The organism is Dyadobacter alkalitolerans DSM 23607, from assembly GCF_000428845.1.
In the GTDB taxonomy this organism is placed as follows: Bacteria; Bacteroidota; Bacteroidia; order Cytophagales; family Spirosomataceae; genus Dyadobacter; species Dyadobacter alkalitolerans.
This window is the reverse complement of sequence record NZ_AUAS01000004.1, coordinates 220,574-243,830: the sequence shown is the minus strand read 5'-3', so window position 1 is coordinate 243,830 and position 23,257 is coordinate 220,574. Positions and strand designations below refer to the sequence as shown.

21 protein-coding genes and 1 pseudogene are annotated in these 23,257 nt (G+C 45.0%); 5 read left to right on the top strand and 17 right to left on the bottom strand.

Annotation, left to right across the window (positions count from 1 at the left end):
* Positions 1 to 37: 37 nt before the first annotated feature.
* Together G395_RS0109515 and G395_RS0109510 are read left to right on the top strand one after the other, a co-directional pair.
* Positions 38 to 1,705: an NAD(P)/FAD-dependent oxidoreductase gene (locus tag G395_RS0109515; protein WP_026629836.1), complete on the top strand. Its 1,668-nt coding sequence runs from the start codon at positions 38 to 40 to the stop codon at positions 1,703 to 1,705.
* Positions 1,706 to 1,772: 67 nt separating this feature from the next.
* Complete coding sequence (locus G395_RS0109510) at positions 1,773 to 2,318, top strand: YceI family protein (RefSeq protein ID WP_026629835.1); 546 nt, start codon at positions 1,773 to 1,775, stop codon at positions 2,316 to 2,318.
* Positions 2,319 to 2,421: 103 nt separating this feature from the next.
* Here G395_RS0109510 and G395_RS0109505 read toward each other — a convergent pair whose 3' ends face one another.
* From G395_RS0109505 to G395_RS0109455, 11 genes are all read right to left on the bottom strand, one after another.
* Positions 2,422 to 3,288, bottom strand: coding sequence for an SDR family oxidoreductase (locus G395_RS0109505; protein WP_026629834.1), 867 nt, complete (start codon positions 3,286 to 3,288; stop codon positions 2,422 to 2,424).
* A gap of 78 nt (positions 3,289 to 3,366) precedes the next feature.
* A complete protein-coding gene (locus tag G395_RS0109500; RefSeq protein WP_026629833.1) occupies positions 3,367 to 3,936 on the bottom strand; it encodes a Crp/Fnr family transcriptional regulator in 570 nt (189 codons plus the stop codon).
* A 128-nt stretch (positions 3,937 to 4,064) separates the two neighbouring features.
* Positions 4,065 to 4,226: an alpha/beta fold hydrolase gene (locus tag G395_RS32030; protein WP_211237761.1), complete on the bottom strand. Its 162-nt coding sequence runs from the start codon at positions 4,224 to 4,226 to the stop codon at positions 4,065 to 4,067.
* Between the two features lie 55 nt (positions 4,227 to 4,281).
* Entirely contained in the window at positions 4,282 to 4,782 is a 501-nt protein-coding gene (locus G395_RS29065) for a helix-turn-helix domain-containing protein (RefSeq protein ID WP_084439527.1), read from the bottom strand.
* Between the two features lie 177 nt (positions 4,783 to 4,959).
* The gene (locus G395_RS29060; RefSeq protein ID WP_211237760.1) at positions 4,960 to 5,685 is read right to left on the bottom strand and encodes a helix-turn-helix domain-containing protein; all 726 of its coding nucleotides are present in this window, start codon (positions 5,683 to 5,685) and stop codon (positions 4,960 to 4,962) included.
* Positions 5,686 to 5,770: 85 nt separating this feature from the next.
* The gene (locus G395_RS0109480) at positions 5,771 to 6,706 is read right to left on the bottom strand and encodes an NADP-dependent oxidoreductase (protein WP_026629831.1); all 936 of its coding nucleotides are present in this window, start codon (positions 6,704 to 6,706) and stop codon (positions 5,771 to 5,773) included.
* 221 nt (positions 6,707 to 6,927) lie between these two features.
* The gene (locus tag G395_RS0109475) at positions 6,928 to 7,509 is read right to left on the bottom strand and encodes a Crp/Fnr family transcriptional regulator (protein ID WP_026629830.1); all 582 of its coding nucleotides are present in this window, start codon (positions 7,507 to 7,509) and stop codon (positions 6,928 to 6,930) included.
* 631 nt (positions 7,510 to 8,140) lie between these two features.
* On the bottom strand, positions 8,141 to 9,019 hold the full coding sequence (locus G395_RS0109470) for an SDR family NAD(P)-dependent oxidoreductase (RefSeq protein ID WP_051350089.1): 879 nt from the start codon (positions 9,017 to 9,019) through the stop codon (positions 8,141 to 8,143).
* A 745-nt stretch (positions 9,020 to 9,764) separates the two neighbouring features.
* Positions 9,765 to 10,100, bottom strand: a complete 336-nt coding sequence (locus tag G395_RS29055) for a response regulator (protein ID WP_229204113.1) — start codon at positions 10,098 to 10,100, stop codon at positions 9,765 to 9,767.
* 46 nt (positions 10,101 to 10,146) lie between these two features.
* Entirely contained in the window at positions 10,147 to 11,166 is a 1,020-nt protein-coding gene (locus tag G395_RS0109460) for a chemotaxis protein CheB (RefSeq protein ID WP_026629828.1), read from the bottom strand.
* A gap of 60 nt (positions 11,167 to 11,226) precedes the next feature.
* On the bottom strand, positions 11,227 to 14,412 hold the full coding sequence (locus G395_RS0109455; protein WP_026629827.1) for a CheR family methyltransferase: 3,186 nt from the start codon (positions 14,410 to 14,412) through the stop codon (positions 11,227 to 11,229).
* 226 nt (positions 14,413 to 14,638) lie between these two features.
* Here G395_RS0109455 and G395_RS0109450 point away from each other — a divergent pair, with 226 nt between their 5' ends.
* Entirely contained in the window at positions 14,639 to 15,061 is a 423-nt protein-coding gene (locus G395_RS0109450; RefSeq protein WP_026629826.1) for a response regulator, read from the top strand.
* A gap of 26 nt (positions 15,062 to 15,087) precedes the next feature.
* Here G395_RS0109450 and G395_RS29050 read toward each other — a convergent pair whose 3' ends face one another.
* Entirely contained in the window at positions 15,088 to 15,309 is a 222-nt protein-coding gene (locus G395_RS29050) for a nuclear transport factor 2 family protein (protein WP_211237759.1), read from the bottom strand.
* A 417-nt stretch (positions 15,310 to 15,726) separates the two neighbouring features.
* On the opposite strand from G395_RS29050, the gene G395_RS0109440 reads away from it, so the two are divergent.
* On the top strand, positions 15,727 to 16,209 hold the full coding sequence (locus G395_RS0109440; RefSeq protein ID WP_026629825.1) for a DUF4385 domain-containing protein: 483 nt from the start codon (positions 15,727 to 15,729) through the stop codon (positions 16,207 to 16,209).
* Positions 16,210 to 16,266: 57 nt separating this feature from the next.
* On the opposite strand, the gene G395_RS0109435 is transcribed toward G395_RS0109440, so the two are convergent.
* The 4 genes from G395_RS0109435 to G395_RS0109420 are packed head-to-tail and all read right to left on the bottom strand — an operon-like array spanning position 16,267 to position 19,814.
* Positions 16,267 to 17,205 (bottom strand): alpha/beta fold hydrolase, encoded by a 939-nt coding sequence (locus tag G395_RS0109435; RefSeq protein WP_035360860.1) that lies wholly within the window; start codon positions 17,203 to 17,205, stop codon positions 16,267 to 16,269.
* 38 nt (positions 17,206 to 17,243) lie between these two features.
* Positions 17,244 to 18,173 (bottom strand): ClpXP adapter SpxH family protein, encoded by a 930-nt coding sequence (locus tag G395_RS0109430; RefSeq protein ID WP_035360856.1) that lies wholly within the window; start codon positions 18,171 to 18,173, stop codon positions 17,244 to 17,246.
* Between the two features lie 4 nt (positions 18,174 to 18,177).
* Positions 18,178 to 18,747 (bottom strand): DJ-1/PfpI family protein, encoded by a 570-nt coding sequence (locus G395_RS0109425; protein ID WP_026629822.1) that lies wholly within the window; start codon positions 18,745 to 18,747, stop codon positions 18,178 to 18,180.
* Between the two features lie 44 nt (positions 18,748 to 18,791).
* Positions 18,792 to 19,814: an LLM class flavin-dependent oxidoreductase gene (locus tag G395_RS0109420; RefSeq protein ID WP_026629821.1), complete on the bottom strand. Its 1,023-nt coding sequence runs from the start codon at positions 19,812 to 19,814 to the stop codon at positions 18,792 to 18,794.
* Positions 19,815 to 19,948: 134 nt separating this feature from the next.
* Between G395_RS0109420 and G395_RS0109415 the strand changes: the two genes are divergently transcribed.
* Positions 19,949 to 20,974: an LLM class flavin-dependent oxidoreductase gene (locus G395_RS0109415; RefSeq protein WP_026629820.1), complete on the top strand. Its 1,026-nt coding sequence runs from the start codon at positions 19,949 to 19,951 to the stop codon at positions 20,972 to 20,974.
* Positions 20,975 to 21,067: 93 nt separating this feature from the next.
* On the opposite strand, the pseudogene G395_RS29045 reads toward G395_RS0109415, so the two are convergent.
* Positions 21,068 to 23,224 (bottom strand): annotated as a pseudogene (locus tag G395_RS29045) (alpha-glucuronidase family glycosyl hydrolase).
* Between the last annotated feature and the right edge of the window lie 33 nt (positions 23,225 to 23,257).

Sequence of the window (23,257 nt, the reverse complement as noted above, 5' to 3'; positions counted from 1 at the left end):
AACATTATTTTCTTAACGCCCACATAAAAATGATCTTATGAGTCTGCCAATTATATTTTGTATAGATGACGATGCCCAGGTGCTACGAGCGATCACCCGTGACTTGAAAAGCCATTATCGCGACCGTTACCGGATTCTGAGCACAACAATTGTGCAGGAAGCGCTCGATAGCTTGCGGGAACTAAACAATAAGGGCGAGGCTGTTGCTTTATTTTTGTCAGACCAGCGAATGCCCGAGATGCAGGGTGTGGAGTTCCTGATCAAAGCAATGCAGTATTATCCGGAAGCAAAACGTGCGTTGCTGACCGCTTACTCCGATAAAGATTCGGCAATTAAGGCGATCAATGAAGCGAAACTGGACTACTATCTGGTAAAACCCTGGGACCCGCCGGAAGAAAAATTGTTCCCGGTGATAGATGACCTCCTACATGATTGGCAATGCGATTATCATCCGGTTTTCAAAGGCATCAAGGTGATCGGTTATCAATATTCTCAAAGTTCTCACGAGATCAAGGATTTCCTGGCCGGTAACCTAGTACCATACCAGTGGCTGGACATTCAGACGGATCGGGAAGGAAAAAAACTATTGGAAAATAATGGCCTGAACGAAGCCGATCTGCCGGTTGTATTCCTAGAAGAAGGCAGTTTGCTGACCAAGCCCGGCTTATCGGAAATTGCCAGAAATATTGGTTTGAACCCGCAGGCCAAACGTCAGGATGTATATGATGTAGTGATAATTGGCGCTGGCCCTGCGGGACTGGCGGCTGGTGTTTACGGTGCCTCGGAAGGATTAAAGACCCTGGTAATCGAGCGCCGTGCTCCGGGTGGACAAGCGGGTACCAGTTCACGCATAGAGAACTACCTGGGCTTTCCGACAGGTTTAAGCGGTGCTGAACTAACCCGCCGAGCGATGACGCAGGCAACTCGGCTAGGAACCGAATTCTTGTCGCCTCAGGCAGTGCAGTCTATTGAGCAAAAGGATGGGTATAAAAAGATCATTTTTGATAACGCCGAAGAAATCATTACCCGCAGCGTGGTCATAACCACAGGAGTCAATTACCGGAAACTTGACACAGCCGGTATTGCTGAATTTACCGGAGCTGGGATTTATTACGGGGCCGCCATGACCGAGGCTACGGCTTGTAAAGACAAAGAAGTTTATATTGTTGGTGGGGGGAACTCTGCCGGGCAAGCGGCTATGTACCTGTCCAAATTTGCTAAGAACGTTTATATCCTGATCCGCAAAGATGATCTGACCGCAACCATGTCAGCTTACCTGATCGATCAGATTGGGTCACAGGATAACATACGTATAATGCCAAGGGTGGAAATTGCCGCTGCCTGTGGTTCAGACAAATTGGAAGGCCTTGATATCCTGTCCCTTGATACGCAGAAAGTTAATACTTACCCGGCGAATGCGCTTTATATCTTCATTGGTGCCAAGCCATTTACCGATTGGCTCGAGCTGGGCATCATCAAAAATGACAAAGGATTTCTGGAAACCGGCCGCGACCTGACGTCCCGTACCGACTACCCTAAGATCTGGAAACAGAAACGCGATCCGTACCTGCTCGAGACAAGTTGCCCGGGCGTTTTTGCCGCAGGCGACGTCAGGGCCGGCGCCATGAATCGCGTAGCCTCAGCCGTAGGTGAAGGATCTATGGCGATAAGTTTTGTGCATAAGTATTTGGCGGAAGTGAAGTAGTAGTTATCAGCGCTTTCTCTACTAGGACATCGTTTAAAATCTATTCATATAATTTAAATAACTACAAATGGAAACAGCAAACAAGACTAAATGGGTAATCGATCCAACACACAGCGAAGTAGGCTTTAAGCTAAAACACCTTATGGTATCGACTGTACGAGGAGTCTTCAAAGAATATGATGCCAGTATCTATACGACAAATGAAGATTTTCTGACTGCTGAGGTTGATTTTTGGATCAATCCTGCCTCAATAGATACGGGCAATGCACAAAGGGATGACCACCTGAGGAATTCCGATTTCTTTGATATTGAGAATTTCAGAGAAATTAATTTTACTGGAAATACTTATGAGGTTGTTGACAATAGCGGCAACTATAATATTTACGGCGAGCTTACAATAAAAGGTGTTAGCAAGCAAGTGAAACTTGCGGTTGAGTTTGGAGGCATCGTTAAAGATCCGTGGGGTAATGAAAAAGCAATCTTCTCGGTAACGGGTACGATTAATCGTAAAGATTGGGGATTGAATTGGAATATGGCTTTGGAAACCGGAGGGCTACTAGTAAGCGATAATATATCTATCAATGTTGAATTGCAGTTGGTGAGGCAATCCTAGCATGTAATAGTTACTTCCAAGTTAAAGAAGTATGGTTTATTATTACAGCAAATCAGCCCGGGAATAAGTGATCCCCCGGGCTGATTTTAACAACAATGAAAGTTTAAGCTAAGAGGTCTTCCATCCCAAATGCTGTCAAAGCTTTTGAATATTCAACACGGACAGCTTCGTTGGCTTTTCTTATAAATTCTCCTGTCGTGGGATCAACCACTGTTCTTAATGGTCGTTCTCCTTTTGGCAAATTGATCAGATCCACTATTGCATCTGCCACATCTTGCGGCTTCGGTTTGAAAGTTTCAAATAGCTGACCAACAGCGGCGACCATTTTATTGGGGTAAACGGCTAATAATTCTTCGTAGCCATTGGTGGTTTCTACATCCGAAGCAAGTCTGGCTTTTTGGCTCATCTCGGTAGGAAATGCGCCCGGTTCTAAAATTGCTACATCAATTCCCAACGGCCTTACTTCATAATGCAAACCTTCGCTCAATCCCTCCAAGCCAAATTTTGAAGCACCATAAACTACTGAGAAAGGAAAACTAACTCTCCCAAAACCACTTGTGATATTGATGATCAGTCCTTCTGATTTTTTGCGCATGAATGGCAATGCCAGTTTTATTAATCTAAAAGGGGCAATTACGTTTACATCAAACATTTCCTGTACATCTGCCACCGAATAACTTTCTGCCACGCCCATCATTCCAATGCCAGCATTGTTTACCAATACATCAATAGTCCCTTCTTTGGTCATGATGGTGTCAATAGCAGTTTTTACGCTGGTTTCGTCTGTTAAAGTTACATCTAAAACGGTGACATTTTCCACCTGTGACAATGCTCTTGCTTTATCAGCATTCTTTCCGTTGGTATCTCTCATGGTGGCGTAAACTTTATGCCCCAAAGCGGCTACACTAGTGGCAGTAAGCCATCCAAAACCACTATTTGTCCCTGTTATTAATACGACTTTTTTGCTCATTGTTTTATACTTTAAATTAATGATACAAATGTCGGTATCTAAAAAAGTAAAGCATTTAACAAATGGTAAAAAGCACTTTCAACGAATGTTTTTTCGTATCCTGCTTAACGATTGCTGTGTAATTCCCAGGTATGAAGCGATATGAGAAAGCGGAATACGATTAACAAGACCAGGGAAATTTTCGATGAACGATAAATATCGGGTGGTTGCATCTTCTGCAACCAACGGACTCCTTCTTTCAATCGTCTTTAATAGACAATTTTTTAATATCAGACCTGTAATAGCATCCCAGCCAACAATGGTATTTCCAATCTCGTCCCAATCCTTCTTTGAAAAAACAAGCAGCTTACAATCGGTAACTGCCTGTATATACTCGGATGCTACCACTTGTGCCTCAAACCTTTGTTGGTCTGAAACAAAATTATTCTCGTCAATGAAGTATTGAGTGATCTCTTCGCCTTTGTTATTGTAATAGCAGAACCGAACGACACCTTCAAGAATAAAGCCAACCAGCCTGGGAATCTTTCCGGCTTCCGAAAAATAATCCTCCTTATGAAGTTCCAGCGTCTTTGCTTTGCTAACAATGAAATCTGTTTGCTGCTTATTCAAATTTCCAAACTGTAATATGTAATTAATGAACTCTTCCATAAATTTAAATTTCGAATTTGTTGCGGACAGTTCATTTACCATCCAAAAATTCAAGTATATCCACTCCGATCTCCGCCGCGTGTGTTTCAAGAGCAAAATGGCCTGTATCGTAAAATTTCAAAGTTGCATCAGGTAAGCCCTTCGTATATGCGATTCCTGAACATATGGGAAGACGTAGGGTACCCGTGCAGTAAAAGGACAGTTGGCGCATCATGCGTGCCTGCTTCCCTGTAAAATATGTTCAAACCGTTTACCTTAACTTTAATAAAACGAACAGATGTGTTTTCCATGAGTGATTTGGTTTTAGAATGCCCGAATTTTCTTACAATGCTCTAAAAACTGCATTCAATTAAATGATTGTCTAAACGCTAACGGCGACATGTCGGTTTTGTTTTTAAACAGTTTATTGAACGATTGCGGACGCTCGAAGCCCAAGTTATAGGCGATTTCGGAAACCGATAAATTACTTGAAGCGAGATACTCTTTTGCTTTTTCTATCAATTTTTCTTGGATGTGTTGCTGTGCGCCTTGTCCGGTGAGAGAACGTAGCGCGTCGCTCAGATAATTGGGAGATAGGTTGAGTTGGCCCGCTAAATATTCGACTTTAAGAACACCATTTTTTAAACCTAACTCAGCATTGAAATACGCATTAATGAGGCTTTCTGTTCTTATTAGCAAATCGTCGTTTACCGCTTTTCGGGTAATAAACTGTCTTTCGTAAAAGCGGTTGCTGTATTGAAGCAACAGGTCAATTTGCGCTATGATAACGCCCTGTGTATGATGGTCGATATGCTGATATTCTTCTTCAATTTTTTTGAAAATTGCAATATAGGTTGCCCGCGACATCCCACGTTCTGTTTTTGAAACTTACTTTCTGCATAATTTTCTATTTTAATATTGACAATACAAAAACCAGAAGATATAAAAAGAGGGATGTTCCCAGATTACGGTTAGTTGTGTCCAAATTGGCGGGAACGCTTATCAATATTGAATTCACTGTCGTAGGAAGTCAAACGCACATTCTCAAACAATTTCTTTGGGAGCGTAACCGAACTCCTTTTTAAATGCATAAGAGAAATGCGAAAGGTTTTCAAAACCTACTTCTCGATACACGTCGACCGGTTTTTGTTTACTTTTTGAAAGAAGGTAATGGGCTAGTTTAAGGCGTTCCTTTGTGAGCCAGCGCTGTGGAGTGGCTCCATAAATCTTATTAAAATCACGTTTGAATGTAGTCAGGCTTCTTCCTGTGAGATAGCTGAATTTGTCCAGAGGCATATTGAACATATAGTTTTGTTCCATAAAACCGGCCAAATCAATTTTGCCAGGGTCTGAAAAATCTGCTAAAAATGCGTCAACACTTTCGTCGATAGCCCTTAAAATAGTAAGCGCCTCTTCGATCTTGATCGTTAAAAGCCTTTCAGGTAATTCGTCCTGTAAATCAAAGTAAGGCAACAGCGATGCAAAGTAGCTTTCTAAAAGCGGATGCTTGTCGTAGGATTTTACCTCAGGTGAACGTCTTGTGGATTTGGAAGCAGGATTACAGGAATAGTAATCCTTTAAGCGGTCATTTTTGAACATAATCAAAACACACTTGTATGGCTGGTCGTCCTTGGGATATTGAATGACGGTCGACAACTGGCGCCGTGGAAAAAGAATTGTATCTCCTGGGCCGAATAACCTGATCGTGTTCGATTGTATGATTTTCACCTGTCCGGAAATTATTCTTACGAAGCAATGGTCATCAAGCATGACTTCGTTTCTTAAATATCATTCTGATAAGCAAGACAATACAACCTCGGCAGAAGTATTCCGCAATTCTTTTTCCATTCGCCGGTCAGATTTTTACCACCACTTTGCCCACGGTGTGGCCACTTTCAACCTGTGAGTGCGCCGCTGCCATTTGTTCGAACGGGAAAACGGCTGATACATGAGACCTGATGATCTCTTTTTTAAACAAGTCTGCGATCTGCTGCATATCTGCTCCATCTGACTGAACCAGTATAAAATAACCATTCACACCTTGCAATTTTGCCTTTTCAGTCACCGCTTCATTCAAGCCGGTCGGTATGCTTATCAGGGTACCACCAGGCTTGGTCATCAATAGTGAATGATCGATGGCGCTGCCTCCAACACCGTCCAATACAAAATCAAATTTTTCCGGGTGGTTTGCCCAGTCATAATTGGTGTAATCAATGTGTGCATCAGCGCCCAACTGCCTGATAAAGGCTTCGTTTTTCGCGGAAGATGTGCCGGTCACCTGCGCACCGAGGTGTTTAGCAATTTGAACGGCAAAATGACCTACACCACCTACGGCAGCCTGGATTAATACCTTTTGCCCTGGTTTTATTTGGGCATGCTTAACCAAAGCTTGCCAGGCTGTTAAGGCGGCCAGGCTAGCGGCAGCAGCTTCTTCATGTGAAATGTTACTAGGCTTTAAGGCCAGCTGCGATACCGGTGCGGCCACATATTCAGCATAAGCTTGTCCATGTCCTGGGAAATTTACCATGCCGAAGACCTCGTCGCCAATGCTGAAGGCTGTTGTTTTGGATTGCATGACCACACCCGAAATATCCCAACCAAGGATTAACGGGTTTTGGCCTTTGATACGACCATAAATACCTTTACCTAACCGGGTTTTTACGTCTACCGGGTTAATGCCAATGGCTTTTACTTGCACCAGTATCTCTGTCGGTTGGATTTCGGGTATGGCCGCATTGTAGATTTGCAACTGACTTACATCGCCTGGGCTATTTAAAAAATATGCTTTCATGAATTATTGTTTTTGTAGCAAATTATACCTTACAAGCTTGAATATCTTCGGATGCCCATTGTGGATCAAACGGAAATCAACTTTTCCTTACGAAAATCGCTAAGCATATAGTACAAAAATAGCTACGCAGAATCGCACAAGCGATGATATAAATCAATAAAACAAGTAGTTGTATATCTATTTGCGGCGGGTGACACAGCAGTCTAACAAATCTCTATTCATTAAAAACAGCTTTGTCTTCTCAATCTGCTTAACGATTCTTTGGTTATCCCCAAATAAGACGCAATGAAATGCTGTGGGAACCGTTGTAGAAAATGCGGATATTTCCTTTCGAATTCCTGGTACCGCGTCTCTGCTGTGGTGCCAATCATTGAATCTATTCTTTTGTGCAAAGCAATAGCGTGCCTATCATCCATTACTCTTAGCATTTGTGCTATTGCAGGAATTTTATCTTTGAGCTCATAGATATCTTTGGGTGAGATAATTAGCATTTCAGTGTCTTCCCACGCTTGAATATTGTACTCCGATGGTTCAAGTGAAGTTAAACTTGCACGGTCGTCCGCCCAGTAATTTTCAATATAAAGCTGTACGATTTTCTCGTTTCCTTTTTCATCAATGCAAAACTGGCGCATCGCTCCCTTTGTGATGAACGCAGAGTACTGTGACACATCACCTGCTCTTAAAAAGTATTGCCTTTTGCGTAGGCTTTTTGCTTGAAATTTACTTTGAATCAATTCCAGTTCCGAGCAATTTACTTGTAAGCCTGAATACGCTTCAACGTAACTAATTAGTTTCTCAAACATTTAATCACTGTTATGTCATATAAATATAATAAAAAAACATGTTGTCTAAAGAATCTCCTAGCTTACCGCACGTTCACTTTTCCATCGTTTAGCACACAGTGCTTCGATGCAAATACGCATTAGGAAAATTGCTTTTTGTATGATACTCTGATTTTTAATTTACATTGCAAAAGTCAGGGGAATATTGAAAGAGGATGTTTCTGGATTACGGTTTGTTGTTTCTGAATTGGCGGAATCGCGACCTCAAATCAGTGTTTCTACACTGTGTGTGTTGTTCAAAAATTTATACACTTGTGCATTTAAGATGTAGAGAAGACAACATGAGTATTGAGACCTTCACTTTTGACGAAGATCGAAAAAGGCAGCTTTACTAGAAATCAGTTTTGCCCGTGGTGATCTATCGCTGGAAGACTTCGAAAAGCAGTTAACAACATTGAATTCGATGTCGTCGTAGTGCAAAAGCACATTTTTAAACTATTTGTTTGGGAGCATAACCGAACTCCTTTTTAAAAGCATAAGAAAAATGCGAAAGATTCTTGAACACGAACTTGTAAGCCTGGTTATCCTTAGGACATTGAATCACGGTCGACAATTGATGCCAGAAAAAAATAACCAGGTTACTATCCCAATGTTAATTTTTGACTTTTGCTAAATGAGCCATTTGAAAAGCCTCGTATAGTTTTTCATTAGCCGTCGCCAGTTGCTGATTCAAGGGCGCAACCAGGTCTCCCATAAACATCCGATCAACTTCAGTACGCATCGGACGAGTTCCGTGCGGCATTTTGATAAGCGCCATGATGGCTTTGGAAACAAGCTCTGGCTTCTGATCGGGATTGGCTTCAAATACACTTTCTATTGACGCTAACAAGGCAGCCGGCAGTTCCTTTATTGCGCCATAATCCAGCGACCGCTCCTTTTCGCTTGGTTGGAGTAGAGAGCCAATAAAATGCGTCGGAAACGCTCCCGGTTCAACAATGCAACTTTCAATGCCGAGATTGGATACTTCCATCCGATAGCTTTCAGCTAATGCTTCCGCTGCCCATTTGGAAGGGCTATAAGGTCCTTGAAAAGGTACTGAAAGCCTTGCACTAAGGCTTGATATGAGCATGAGGAGCCCATGCTCCTGTTTTTTCATGAAAGGCAAAACCGCTCGGGTCATACGTTGCACGCCGAAAACATTGACCTCAAATACTTTCTTCCAGTCATCAGCAGTAAATCCTTCCTGTATTCCTCCAGCCCCTAATCCAGCATTATTGATTAGAATATCGATGCTACCCATTTGCGCGGCAGCTTCACTAACGCCGGTTATCACGCTTGAATCATTGGTGACATCTATTTCAATAACAAATACACCCTTCTTTTTTAAGTTTTCAGCCGCCTGCTTGTTTCTACCCGTTGCATCGCGCATTGCACCCGTCACAGTATAACCCTCCGTCAATAAATCTTCGATAATAACAGTTCCAAAACCACCCGCTGCTCCGGTAATTAATACATTTTTTAATTTGTACATCTTTTTATTGTTTAAAAGTATGTTACAAATTTACCCAGCATATGAATGCCAGACTTTGTTCAAAAGCCGTAAATTACTTTGTTCAAACGGCCATCTCGTTTGGCAAATCCAAGACTTGAGGCAATTAAGGTGATTACTAATCGTATACGGTTAAGGCGATGTTCCCTTAGGAAGAATGGCTGAACCCTCGGACACTGCCGAGCTGGTTAAATTTCCTTATCTCGTCACGGACTCCTATTTAACCAGAGCAAACTATGCATTCGATGATAGGAACTTTCATGTCGTCTAGATTCCCACGATTTGGATCGGATTCTTGAACATTATTCTGATGATATTGTAATAACTACACCGATGATTAAATTGGCAGCGGGTGGACAAGCCGATTCCCTTGAAGGCAAGGAGGCGGTCGGGGCCTATTCTTTATAGACAAGCACATTGCCCAAACACCATCGGTCTTGTTGATCGGGTACGATAGCTTCTATGCAGGACTTTTATGTTAAGCATGAGGTGAAATAGGTGCCCTCAGTTGTAAAGGTGGTACCCGGTAGCCTTACTTTGGTGGCGAAAGTAAGGCAAGCAATATTTAGCCGCCGTGCCTGCGAGCAAACAAATTGGCTGGATATGAATGCTTATAAATTACACTATATAAGAAATTCGCTATTGAGCATTTTTGATATAGTTAGGTGATTCACATTCTTGCCAGTACTCTACAATTTTTACTATCATTTTTTTCAATTTATCGTAATTACTTGGCTTGATAAAGAATCCTTGAATAAGCATTGATCACATGCTCTTGTTCTGCACTTGTAGAAAAGAAAAGATATGGGATGGATTTCAACCTCAAATCTTCGTTGTTATGAATTTTTTCATATAATTCCATCCCATTTAATTTTGGCATGTTTATGTCAGAAAGGACAAGAAAAGGTTCAATATCTATGTGTGTCAAGTACTCCAAAGCTTGTACTCCGTCCCCAAAGAAAACCAGTTCATTCTTATAATTCAGTTCTTTGAAGATCTCAGACAGGATATCCTGATCATCCATGTCATCTTCTATAATTACAATAGGTCCTTTTTTATTCATAACTGTTTCTTGCTCTGATCTTATATTAAGTACTGAAAAACGTGCATTAAGTGGGTGTATCCTGAGCAGTCCCCTTGTCATCGGCAAGCAGGATTGCTTTAATCCGATCAATGTGTACCTGGGACAGTTCTGCTCTTTCGAGCGCCGATCTTTTGATTGCCCCACTCTGTTCTTTGGCAAAAGTGGTTAAAAGATTTCTCCTTTCCTCAAACATGCGAAGGGCTGTCCACATCGTCTCTTCAATTTTCAAAGTTTGCTCGGCGATTAAGGCTTGCGCAGTATAAGCGTGGCCTGTGTGGCAGCGGTAACGCGTTAAGGGGCCTCTATCCACTTTCCATAAAACACCACCACACCCCGGACAATTGAAGGGCACCTGGTCTCCGAGGGAATTAACAGCCGGTAAATCGCTTAACACGCGTTTGGCAATCTTTGCTTCGATCATTATATCCTGGGGAACAGGCTTACTTTTTCCCGGTTTTGCCGCCAGGAGCTGATACAGTAAACCGCCCATTTCCATAAGGGGCAAGCAAAAATCAACATCAACCTGTTTGATGGCATTGGCAGGCATATCAGGATATTCTGCATCTGCCGGATCTTGAACTATGCACGTCCCGCCGCACCGCTTGATAGCGATCATCCCGGCTGTGCCATCATCCAGATAGCCTGTTAACAAGATCCCAATTACGTTGCTGCCAAAAACAACAGCAGCCGAGCGGAACAATGGATCAATCGCTGGACGCGAGCGGTTTTCCTGCGCGCCTTTGGTGACAAGGATCTCTTGGTCGTCACCGATCATCAAATGGTGATCAGAAGGTGCCAGGTACAAATGTCCGTTTTTAAGGATTTCCCCATTTACGGCATGCTCACAGTGGATATTAGTCTGCTTGTTAAGCACATCCAAAAGAACGCTCCCCGTCGCGTCAGCTGAAATATGCTGGACAACCAGTATCGGCGCTGGAAAATCTTCTTGCAGTTGATTGATTAGTGTTTTTAATGCACTAAGGCCGCCGGCAGACGTACCGATGACTACAACTTTTCCTAACAGGGCAAGTTTGTTTTTTGCCATAGTAATTTGGTGATAAAGCGTAAATGATCTTGGTAAACCGTAGCACTCATTAGCTGACTATCATTGCAGCCCCGCTACCGGGAAATAGATCACAAACTTGCTTCCCTTACCCGGAGTACTTTCCACCCGGATACTGCCACCGGCAGCATCGATTATCTTTTTAGCCAGGTAAAGCCCGATGCCCTGCCCTTCATGGTCAGTTTGGAGCCTGTGGTACTTATGGAAGATTTTATCAATGTCGCCTTCGGCCATCCCAGTCCCGTTATCCTGGACAGTCAGGGCAGTGAATTCACGTACACTCGAAGTTTGGATCGTGACCACAGGCGTTTCTTCTGATCGGTACTTGATCGCGTTGGAAACCAGGTTAAACAAGATGCTTCTCAGGTTCTTTTTAGAAAAAAGGATTTGGCCGACTTTTAAATCGCTTGTGATTACGGCGCCGGTCTGCTTGATCTTATCGCCCAGGCTCCACAGGATGCTTTCCAGAATTTCATTCATATCAACCATCTCAGTCAAAAGGGCCTGGTCTTCAATTTTAGCTACTGTACCAATGTCCTTAATCAGGGCTCCGAACTTATTTACTGAATTGCCAATGATGTTTAGAATCGGCCTCAGCTCTTCGTCGTCTGCACGCATTTCAGTCAATAGGCCGATACTTACACCTATATTACTCAGCGGCCCTAGCAGGTCATGAGATGCCGTATGTACAAAATTGTCCAGGTCGCCGTTGATGCGGGTCAGGATTTCATTCTTTTTGTCCAGCTGGTGTTGTATCTCTTTCAGACTAGTAATATCATTGAAGGTAATGATGGCACCAGTCCTTTTATTGCCAAGCTGCTGGATATAGGGCATGGTCATAACCTGGTACCATTTTCCATCATTAGACTGTACTTCCCGGGTAATAGGATAACCGTTGTCCAGGACGTGTGTTATGTCATCAGAAAGGGTTTCAAACCTGAAATTAGTCGAGATATTACTGATAGGACGTCCAATATCGCTTTCAAGCAAGTTAATATGCCGGACGGTCCCAGGTGAAAACCGCATCAGCCGAAGATCCGAGCTGACAAAGAGCTGACCATTGATATTGCTCTTAAAATAATTGTTCAGATCATCGTTAAGCTCTAATAGCTCCCGGTTCTTCAACTGGTAATCGGCATTGATCGTGTGCAGCTCTTCATTAATCGATTGCATTTCCTCATTGGTGCTCTGCATCTCCTCGTTAGCCGAAAGCAGCTCTTCATTAAAAGACTGCATGTTCTCGTTGAGTGCAAACAGCTTTTCGCTGGCAGCGGTCAGTTGCTCTTTCAGATCTTTGTTTTCTTGCTCCAAAAAATTGGTATAATCGTCCAGATAAAGCTTCTCGTCAAACTGCATTGCCCCTGCTGGGAGGCCGGAACCCTCGTCCTGGGTGAACTGTACAACTAAAAACCCGTTGGGCCGGCCTTTAAAGACCATCGGGCTAACCGACAGATTTACTTTGATCGTTTCCTGTCCTTGCTGGACATGCACCCCTGTGATCACTGCTTTTTTAAGGGTTTCGCTGACTTTTTTGCAGGCTGTTTTGAAGGCAATGTTTAAGGGGCCGGGCAGAAGCTCGGTCAGATCCGATGTTAAGATCTTCTGAACCAGGAACCTGCCGGTGGCGCCATAGGATTTAAGCACCCTGTTGTTTTCATCAACGCAAATAAGCAAGCGCTGCTCTTCGATAAGGATCGTTTCATGGATTGCCCCATCCAGCGTGCGGTCGGGGATCTTATTTGTTTCCGGCTGAGAAACCCCTAAGCTGGTCGGCTTATGGTAGGTATATTCAGGCAGGGTAAATGTCTCAAAGTTTACTGATGGGATAGCATCTAGTTTCTTATAGATCTTAGCATTTTTATCAATGACTTTCAGACTCTTTAATATCGGCGACGGGTTCTCACTGGACCCCAGAAACAGGTAACCGTCTGGTTTAAGTCCGAAAAGAAGCATGTGATAAATTTTCTGCTGCAGGGTCGGGGTCATATAGATCAGCAAATTGCGGCAGCTGATCAGGTGCATATTGCAGTAGGGAGGATTTTTCACCAAATCATGCCTGGAGAAAATGACCATTTTCCGTAGAGCAGCAGTTACCTTGTAATCTTCCCCTTCCTGCACAAAGTACTTTTCCAGGTAGGATTGCGGCATTTGGGCCACCACAGCAGCAGTGTAAATGCCTTTGCCAGCATGCGCCAGGGCAGCAGTGTCAATATCGGTAGCAAAGATTTTTACATCATGAGCTTGAATCTTTTCCCCCAAAAGCTCCCGCACCAGGATAGCCATCGAGTAAGCTTCTTCGCCGGTTGCGCAGCCAGTAACCCATATCCTCATTTCCTGACCAGTGGAAAGACCTTTAATGATAGAAGGAACCACCCGTTTTTCCAGCGCCTCAAATGCTTCGGTGTCCCTAAAAAAAGCAGTCACGCTAATCAGGAAATCTTTGGCAAGCGCATCTATTTCGTCAGGGGAACCTTTGGCGAATTCCAGGTAAGCTTCCAGGTGTTCAAAATTGTTATAGGCCGCCCTTCTTTTAATCCGGCGCAGTATAGTAGACTGCTTGTAATCTGAGAAATCCAGTGGAAGCTGCTGGCTGATAAGCTCGATCAAACCAGCCATGTTTTCTCCATCAGAGATGCTGGAAGCCAGTAATTCAATTTCCCGCTTAACATATTCTTCAATGGCGCCAGGCATCGCCGCGGGCTCCACAATAGAGTCCACCATTCCCGTGGCGATTGCATTGGAAGGCATGCTGTTGAATTCGGTGGTTTCCGGGTTTCGCGCAATCACCATCCCGCCTGCCTTCTTAATTGCTTTAACGCCATCGCTGCCATCAGAGCCCAGGCCCGACAGGATGACGCCAATCGCCTTGGAGCCGTAGTCAGCGGCAAGGGAAGATAAGAAGGTATTAATGGTCATGTGCGGGCCACGCACGTTGGTTTTATCACTTAAATGTAAGTGTCCCCTTTTAATGGTCATAAACTTATCTCCGGGGATCACGTAAACAAAGTTAGACACAATGCCCGTCCCTTCTACTGCCTGAACCATGGTCAGCTTGCTGTACCGGGACAAGACTTCTGCCAATCTGCTTTCGTAATCAGCGGATAAATGCTGGACTACAATGTAGGCAACACCATCAAGGGGTGTATTCTCAAAAAAAGAAATCAGCTCATCCAGTCCTCCGGCTGATGCGCCGATGGCAACGATGTGATTTGGTTCAATTGGATTCATTAAGAAGTTAAGGTAAGGTGCAGGATGCTGACTGCGAAGACCACATCATCAAATAAATATTGCTTTAAGGTACAGAAAGTTATTGGAGGTGGCACAATGTTTTTCTCAATCAAGCAACCAGGCGTTAACTAATTACCTACCTGTCTGAAGGTAATCTTATGTGTAATTGACTTAAAAAGACAAGCTGCGTAAGTAGGTATTTAATCTACACTAAACTTATTAACAAATGGATAAAAATGGCCCAATTGTCATTATAGAAGATGACCCTGACGACAAATTCGTATTGGAAGAAGTTTTCGGTGAATTAGGATACCCTAATCAACGAATGTATTTTACGGATGGCCAGTCGGCATTGGATTATCTTTATACCAGCAAAGACCTGCCTTTTATTATTATTTCAGATATCAACCTGCCACAGTTAAATGGATTGGAGCTTAGAAGAAAGGTCCAAACCGATGCAGAACTTAGCCTTAAGTGCATTCCCTACGTTTACTTTACCACAGCGATCAACCGGCAGGTCGTTATCGACGCATATAGTACATCTGCACAGGGATTTTTTGTCAAGCCAGGCGAATACGATGAAATTAAGGCAACGATTAAAGTGATGATTGACTATTGGAAAAGGTGCGCGGCCCCAAATAATTTTTAGTTGCAACGCCCAAAATCCGGGACCTCTCAAACAGGGATTTCCAGCCTGGATGATTTCTTTTCTATAACAAAAGCTTTCAATTCCGCAATTTTCCCACTTTCGAAGCGCCAGATGTCGCAATAATCATAATGGTTATAGGTCCCATTTGCAGCCTTCAAAGTGATTTCACCTGTCACAGTTAAATAGCCACCATCTTCAATGGTATTGTCGACGGTAAATACGGGCGGTTCTAAATAGAATTCTTTCATATAAGGGTTAATATTCCAGCCTGCCAATGTCCTGCATAAACAACAGGCGTAAAGATTGTTTCGTGAAGGCCAGTTTCTCTCTCTATATATTACTGTGATCATCCACAGCCAATATTATCAGGTCAATTCTTCCAACCATTCCATAACCGCGCGCAATTAGATTCGTTTCTTTCTGTGATTCCATACTAAGATTTTCAATTATATAATTTACATTTTGCAATGCAACGAAGCGCTGTTCGGGCGAAACTTCTATATCCCTATTCCAATGATTCGTCGATTTAAAGCAAAGTTACGGCCGTACATAAACTTTTGTATATTGCCAGCTAATTGTTAGGTACTATATATAATGTAAGTAATGAGCTAGATCAAGCAAACCATCACCACAAAGGCCGACCTGGAACGCATTACCAAGCAGTTATGACCGAAAAACCGTCCTACCTTCATTTCGATAAGCAAGCCTACGAGTGGAAGCCTGATATTGACTACAAAAAGCATCCTGAACTTTACCGCATTGGTAAAGGCGAACAGGGCGTGCTGATCTGCGAACCTTACAAATTTGAAATCGGGCAGTTCTGGCGCTTCAAAACGAAGGCGATTGCCGAAGAAAGCAGCAGCAAGATTTATGATCTTTTTCTGGCCTATCTGGATGATCAGGATTTTGTAGGAGCCGATATGGCCCGCAAATATTTACAGATGGGATTTACCAGGGCCCGGCGCTACGCCAATTACAAAGGCGGCAAAAAATACGACAAAGAAAAAGACTACGAACCCCTCGAAAAAGGCACCGGACAACAGGAAAAAGCAGAAGCCGCCGCCGTATTTTACGCTAAATGGAAGCAGGCAGAATGTAACGAGGAGTATGCACAGATGAAGAAGCAATGGAAAAAACGGCTTGGCTGATCCAAGAATGAAATATCCCGGCGGATTTAAATAGGGATCACTGGTCTTCATTCACACTTACCTAACCGACCCTACCCACGATTCCATCGCATCTAAAAACGCCTCCTGCTGATCAATAAACAATGTATGCGAGCAATTATCGAGATATCTAACATGATCAGCTCCGATCATAACGCTAAGTTCAGAAATCTGATCAGTTGAATAGAGTCCGTCTTGTTTTCCGTATAATGCAAATATTGGGAGTCCTTTTAGGTGTAAATATTTCAGTTGCGGCGTAACGTCGATGTTGTGCTTAGGTTCGTGCTCCCAGAATGTTGATACGGCGCGCTCGTTTTTTATGTATCCGGTGATCAGTGGGTTAGTTTTGTAAGTGTCGTAAATGGTCTTTGCACGTTCGTTTGGCTCTTTCAGGTTGAAGAATCCGTTCGCTGAGGCGTGTTTGAAAACCAATGTTCGATAGGCTAGCGAGTTTGTATCCATCTTAGCAATGGAGGCGAGCTCGTTTAAGTTTGAGAAGTCTTTTTTGTTCTCATAAATGGCTCCCGCAGCGCGAAGAATTGTATCATAGGATTTTTGCTGTGACACCAATGCGCTGCATAATGTCAGTGATTTCACCATGTCGGGATGCTTTTGAGCAAATTGCGCAGCAACTAAACCGCCAAAGCTGAAAGCAAGCAAAGAAGCCTTTTTCAAATTATAATGCTTGTAAATCCATTTCAGGTCATCAAAAGCTTCATTAAAATTCATTTTCGCATTTGCATCAGCAGACCGACCTTCTCCCCGGCGGTCATACACTATGACGTAAAATCCTCTGTCAGCAAGTAACTGAGCCGTAGTGGCTTCAAAAAAGACGCTGCTGCTGCCTGGGCCGCCATGCAGAAATAGGACAGGATGCGCTTTTCTGTCACCAAATGAACGGCTATACAAATCCTGTGACAGACTCACCGATGGAAATGCAAAAATGAAAATGATGAACAACCGGATGAAGGCCAACATACCTGATGGTGTCTTTTATAACATTATACTTTTGGTGTTTATAAGCCGTGCGGGCCCAATATACGCCATAGCGAACCATTCTTGGTGACCACCTCATCTAATTTTCCGGACTTGACCAATGTTTGGAGGAACTGCCCGGTCTGCTCCCGCGGCATTTCAGATAGTTCAGAAAACTCTCTTGCAGTCAGCGTGTTGTATTTGACGAAAAGCTTTTGCCAGTCCGAATCAATGGTCTTTTTGGATGCGGCGGGGAATTGTTTTAGCAACGCATCTTCGTATACAGCGTAAGGTTTGGTGCCATAGACTTTTTCCTGGTTACCCTCGCTGTCAACGAAGAACATGGTCGGGAAACCTCTGACGCCCAGTTGGACTGCTAATTGTAAATCCTCTTCAAACAAACCTTTGGCTTCACCATTGTAATCAATCTCAAACTGTTCAACATTGAGACCGGCCTTTTCTGCTGCCGCTGCCATATGTTCCCATTTTGCAATATTTTTCTTTTCCAAAAAAAGCATTTCTCTCGACAACCGGAGGAAGTGAATGGCCTTGTCGTGACCTTGCAATTGGGCTGCCTTAAATGCAATGGATGGCGGATAGGACGAATTGAGTGGGTCTTCCAGCCACACGTCCCCATCGATAGGCATGTCATAATGCCGGCTTACCTCATCCCAATGATGGGCCACGTCGGAAGGTTTACTGATCCCGCCGCTGTTGTAACTCCAATCTGGCAGCAGGCCGCCCATGCGGTAATCGATCTCAAAATAATCCCCATACTCCAATTTCAGCTTACGCAGCTGAGGCTCAATGCCCCAGCAGGAAGAGCAAATCGGGTCGGTAAAATAAATGACTTTAACTGGTTTATGAGTAGCAACTTCCGTTTGCACGGCTGTTTCTGAAGAAGAATCAGGCATTTCACAAACGCCTGATTCTATATCGCATAAAAGCGGATTACTATTTGTCGTTTCCATGATACTACGCTTGCACCTCCTCCACTTCTTTGAAACAGGTGAAAACTTCGCGATAAAAATCCGGGTGCGATTGCCAGGTTTGGCCCGTTACAATGTTGCCGTCGCGCACAGCTTCCAGCGTTGAGTAAGTGCCGCCACCCATTTCAATTTCAGTCCGCACGTGTTCATAAGCGGTGAGGGTCCGGTCCTTGGCTAATCCGGCCGTAACCAGGATTTGTATGCCGTGGCAGATGGCGAAGACCCATTTTCCCTGTCTGTCAAACTCGCGAACCACTTCCAGCAACGCCGCATGGTTGCGCAGGTATTCCGGGGCACGGCCTCCCAGCAGCAGAATGGCATCGTAGTCGTTCACTACAACATCCTCAATCGTCAGGTCCGAAGCCAGACAGTAACCAGGGCGCTCCACATATGTATCCCAACCGATCTCAAAATCGTGCATTACCAGATTGAGCCTTCGCTTGCTTGGGGCGGCGATCACGGCAATGTCACCTTCTTCCTGAAAGCGGTGAAGAGCATAGAGGGTTTCATAACTTTCGCCACCATCACCGGTAACGATCAATATTTTGCGATTCATAATAAAAGGATTTTAAGACAATTCAATGTGAGCTTTACCTACTTTCATCGCCATCCCAACCCTGGTGCGACGTGCGCCAGAATCGATGACAGCACATGCACATTATAATCCACTCCAAGTGTATTCGGAATGGTTAAAAGGATTGTGTCGGCTTCCTGAAGCGCTTCGTCCTGTGCCAGTTCTTTGATGAGCTTATCCGGCTCCGCGGCGTAACTTCTGCCGAAAATGGCGCGTTTGTCTTGCTCAATCATTCCAATCTTATCACGGTCGCGATTTTCCTGCCCGAAGTACATGCGGTCCTGATCGTTCATCAATGCAAAAATCGACCGGCTCACAGAAACCCTGGGTTCCCGTTTGTGACCCGCTTTTTTCCAGGCTTCTTTGTATAACCTGATCTGCTCCGCTTGCTGTACGTGAAACGGCTTGCCGCCTTCATCGTATTTCAATGTTGAACTTTGCAGATACATCCCGTTTTCCGCAGCCCATACGGCAGTCGCATTAGAAGCCGCACCCCACCAGATACGCTCGCGCAAACCTTCGGAGTAAGGTTCCAGACGCAGTAAGCCCGGCGGGTTCGGGAACATCGGGTAAGGATTAGGCTGTGCGAATCCCACACCATTCAGCCTTTCCAGAAATTCAAGTGCTTTGCGACGTCCCATTTCTGCGTCGGTTTCTCCGTCAGCGGGTTCATATCCGAAATAGCGCCAGCCGTCGATCACCTGCTCCGGCGATCCTCTGCTGATGCCCAGTTGCAATCGCCCTTCGGAAATGAGATCCGCAGCGCCTGCATCTTCAACCATATAGAGCGGGTTTTCATAACGCATGTCAATAACGCCTGTTCCGATTTCGATCTTGCTTGTTTTGGCACCAATGGCCGAAAGCAAGGGGAAAGGCGATGCTAACTGAGATGCAAAATGATGTACCCGAAAATAAGCACCGTCTAAACCGATCTCCTCGGCCGCAACAGCCAGATCAATGGATTGAAGCAATGTATCGCTCGCAGTTCGGGCGTTATATGCCGGATGGTTAGACCAATGCCCGAATGATAAAAATCCTATTTTTTTCATAAGTTTCTTTCAGAGTCATTTTCATCTTAGACAGATTATCCGGCTTTAAAAGTTCCTGCTGCCGTAAGACAAACGCGTTATCTTTGGGTTAACAACAATACCTTTGCTACGCTTTCAAACATAAGTTAAATAAAATGGAAATTGGAATTGATAGTTTCGCATCCGCCATGTACGGCAGCGATGCCCTCGAAGGCGTGGACGCAATGGAGCAGTTACTGGATAGGATCTCAATGGCAGATCAGTCCGGACTGGACGTCTTCGGCATTGGTGAACATCATAAAAAAGAATTTCTGGATTCGGCCCCTGCCGTAATCCTGGCCGCAGCTGCCGCCAGAACGAAAAATATTCGCCTTACCAGCGCTGTAACCGTTCTAAGCACGTCCGACCCTGTCCGGGTTTATCAGAGTTTCGCCACGCTGGACCTCATTTCAAAAGGGCGGGCAGAGCTCGTGGTAGGTCGTGGCTCAGCAATTGATGCCTATCCGCTTTTTGGATTCAACCTCAATGATTACGATGCACTGTTTAAAGAAAAACTGGATCTCTTGCTGAAAATTCGGGACAACGAATTCGTCACATGGTCAGGCAAGTTCAGGCCGGCTTTAAATAATCAACCTGTTTATCCAAGATCGCTTCAAGAAAAATTGCCTGTATGGCTGGGTGTAGGCGGCACGCCCGAATCATTCGCCAGAGCGGGGAGATTGGGTTTGCCGTTAATGGTTGCTATCATTGGCGGCGAAACGGAGCGCTTCCGTCCGTTGATCGATCTGTATCGTGAAGAAGGTCACAGGGCAGGTTTCAGGCCGGATCAATTGAGAGTTGGGTTACATTCACCGGGCTATGTGGCCGCTACGGACGAGCAAGCCATCGATGAATATTATCCGGGTTATGCCGAACTCTGGACCAAGCTAGGCCGAGAAAGAGGCTGGCCACCTGTTACCAGACGGCAATTCGACGCACTGATCGCGCCCCGGGGCGTTCTGGTTGTTGGCGGACCGGAAAAAGTGGCGGAAAAGTTGCTTAACCATAGCAAGGCACTGGGTGGTGTCGACCGGTTTACGTTTCAAATGGATAACGCAGGACTTACGCACCAGCAGCTAATGCGTTCCATTGAACTGATCGGCACCAAGGTTATCCCGCTGCTAAAAAGGAATGTTGACTGATCCATATTAACTGGCGCCGCAGGTGGGCATCGCGCTGTGTCAGCCTGCTTGCGGCGCGCTTGATGACTTGTCATTCTTTGAACAGCCGGGAATTTACCTTATCAGGTACACATTTACGGACTTTTTTACATCCTCCAACGTTTGTTTTGGCGGTTCAAAACCTGCGGGAACAGGTTGTTTGGTAAATGCTTGTAAATACAAAACCCACGCATCACGCCACCAGATCGCTTCCCTACGCTGCACCTTCAACCGTTCTGCAACATCCGTATAAATTTGTGGATCAAGGCTCGTTTTGGCCAGGTCCCATTGCTGCTGCATCCATACAACAGAATCCGCGCCGGTGTAGAAACGCATGCAAAGTTCCTCCCACAATGTCCTGCCCGTGCTCAATTTTTTATCCCAGCGAACGTGATGGAACCACAGCAGGTAAGGAAGTGGTGTTTGATCTGGATTGTTCCATTGTTTCTGAACTTCCGGCCGGTACTGCGCCAATGCGTTGCTTCCGGAAGCTGTCCGGTCGAAACCCAGCCCGATTGAGTCAGCACGATGATAGTAAACGGCGGTCCAGTCCGGGCGCGAGCCCTTGTTTTGCCAGGGTTCGGGGGCGAAATGGACGCCCATCCAGGGACGGGAAAGGCCGAGCGGTGTGTTGTAATCGACGTAAATTTCGCGGGAACGAAGCATTAAGGCGGAGATGTGCTCACTGGCTTTTTGATTTTGGGTCAAAGTCAATGCAATCCATTCCCTGGCGATCTGTTCAGAGGTTAATTGATGGTCCCAGCTTAGTCTTCCGAATGCATACCAGTTGGCCTGGGCCAGCGGATGACCCGTCCAGTTTCGACTGTTGCCCGTGTTGGCCACGCCAGCCATCAGTGTGCGCTCATACCCGTGCAGGCTGCCATCAACAACCTTTGCAACCGTCGATCCGGCCCCATTCACATAAGTGTCCGAATCCAGGCATTCTTTAAAAATGGGCGCTTCATAAACTGCGTGCGTTGCAAAGCCCAGATACTCCTGCGTGATCTGAAATTCAATTCCCAGCGGCGTTTTGGGCATATTGCCGAACAGCGGCGAGAATGGTTCGCGCGGCTGGAAATCAATGGGACCATTCTTGACCTGAACAATAACTTTCGGATCAAATTTTCCATCCAAAGGCACAAATTCTTCATAAGCCGCTTTGAAGCGATCCGCATTGGGATCGGCTTTGTAAACAAATGCCCGCCAGATCAAAATGCCGTCATAGGGCTTGAATGCTTCGGCCAGCATGTTGGCCCCGTCGGCGTGGGTGCGGCCGTAATCCTGCGGGCCCGGTTCTCCTTCTGAATTGGCTTTAACCAAAAACCCGCCGAAATCAGGGATTTCCTTGTAAATCTGGGCAACCTTTTCTTTCCACCACGCGCGCACCTGCGGGTCGAGCGGATCAGATGTTTTAAGTCCGCCTAATGTTTTGGGCGCAGCAAAATACACGGACAGATAAGTTTTGATCCCATATTTCCGCATCACATTCGCCACCGCCGCCACCTTCACAATGTATTCCTGTGACATGAACCTCGCGCTTGCATTCACATTGTTAAGTACAGTTCCATTAATGCCCAAAGAAGCATTGGCACGCGCATAATCCGCATAACGCGGGTCTGCGCGCTCGGGCAGTTCATACCATTTCCAGAGTGATTGGCCCGCATAGCCACGCTCAATAGTGCCATCCGGATTATCCCAATGATTCAGCATCCGGTAACGCACTTTCGGGCTGCTGGCAAGGTTTAATCCCTTGATCGGCAACTGCATTTGCATATGCCGCAGCAGGGCAAATGTTCCATACAAAATCCCCTGCTCTGATTTTGAACTAACGATCACGTTACCGCCCGACAATTGAATCCGGTAACCTTCGACCGGCTGTGCAGTATCAGCGCTCGTTTCTATTTTGAAAACTATTCCACCCGACTTTCCGGCAGATGAGTTTGTGATGTTTACAGATTTAGCCAAAAGTTTACCTAATCCCAATTGCAGCTCCTAAGATGCACTCTGCATGATTTCACCATTCGCGGGCCTACCAATGAATGCTGCATATTTCAGATATTCCGATTTCACCGAAGCATTCCTGACCGGCTCATAGTTAAGCCATAACCGATAACCGTCATCCCCGTCAAAAGCTAACGCTTCGGCGTCCGACGCTTCGGCGCCCGACGCTTCGACGCCCGACGGATCAGCTGCAAGCAATGTGAAGCCAATCAACAGGCAGCTAAAAAGCATTAAGAAAGGGCTCTTGGTCATGATTGGTGTTTT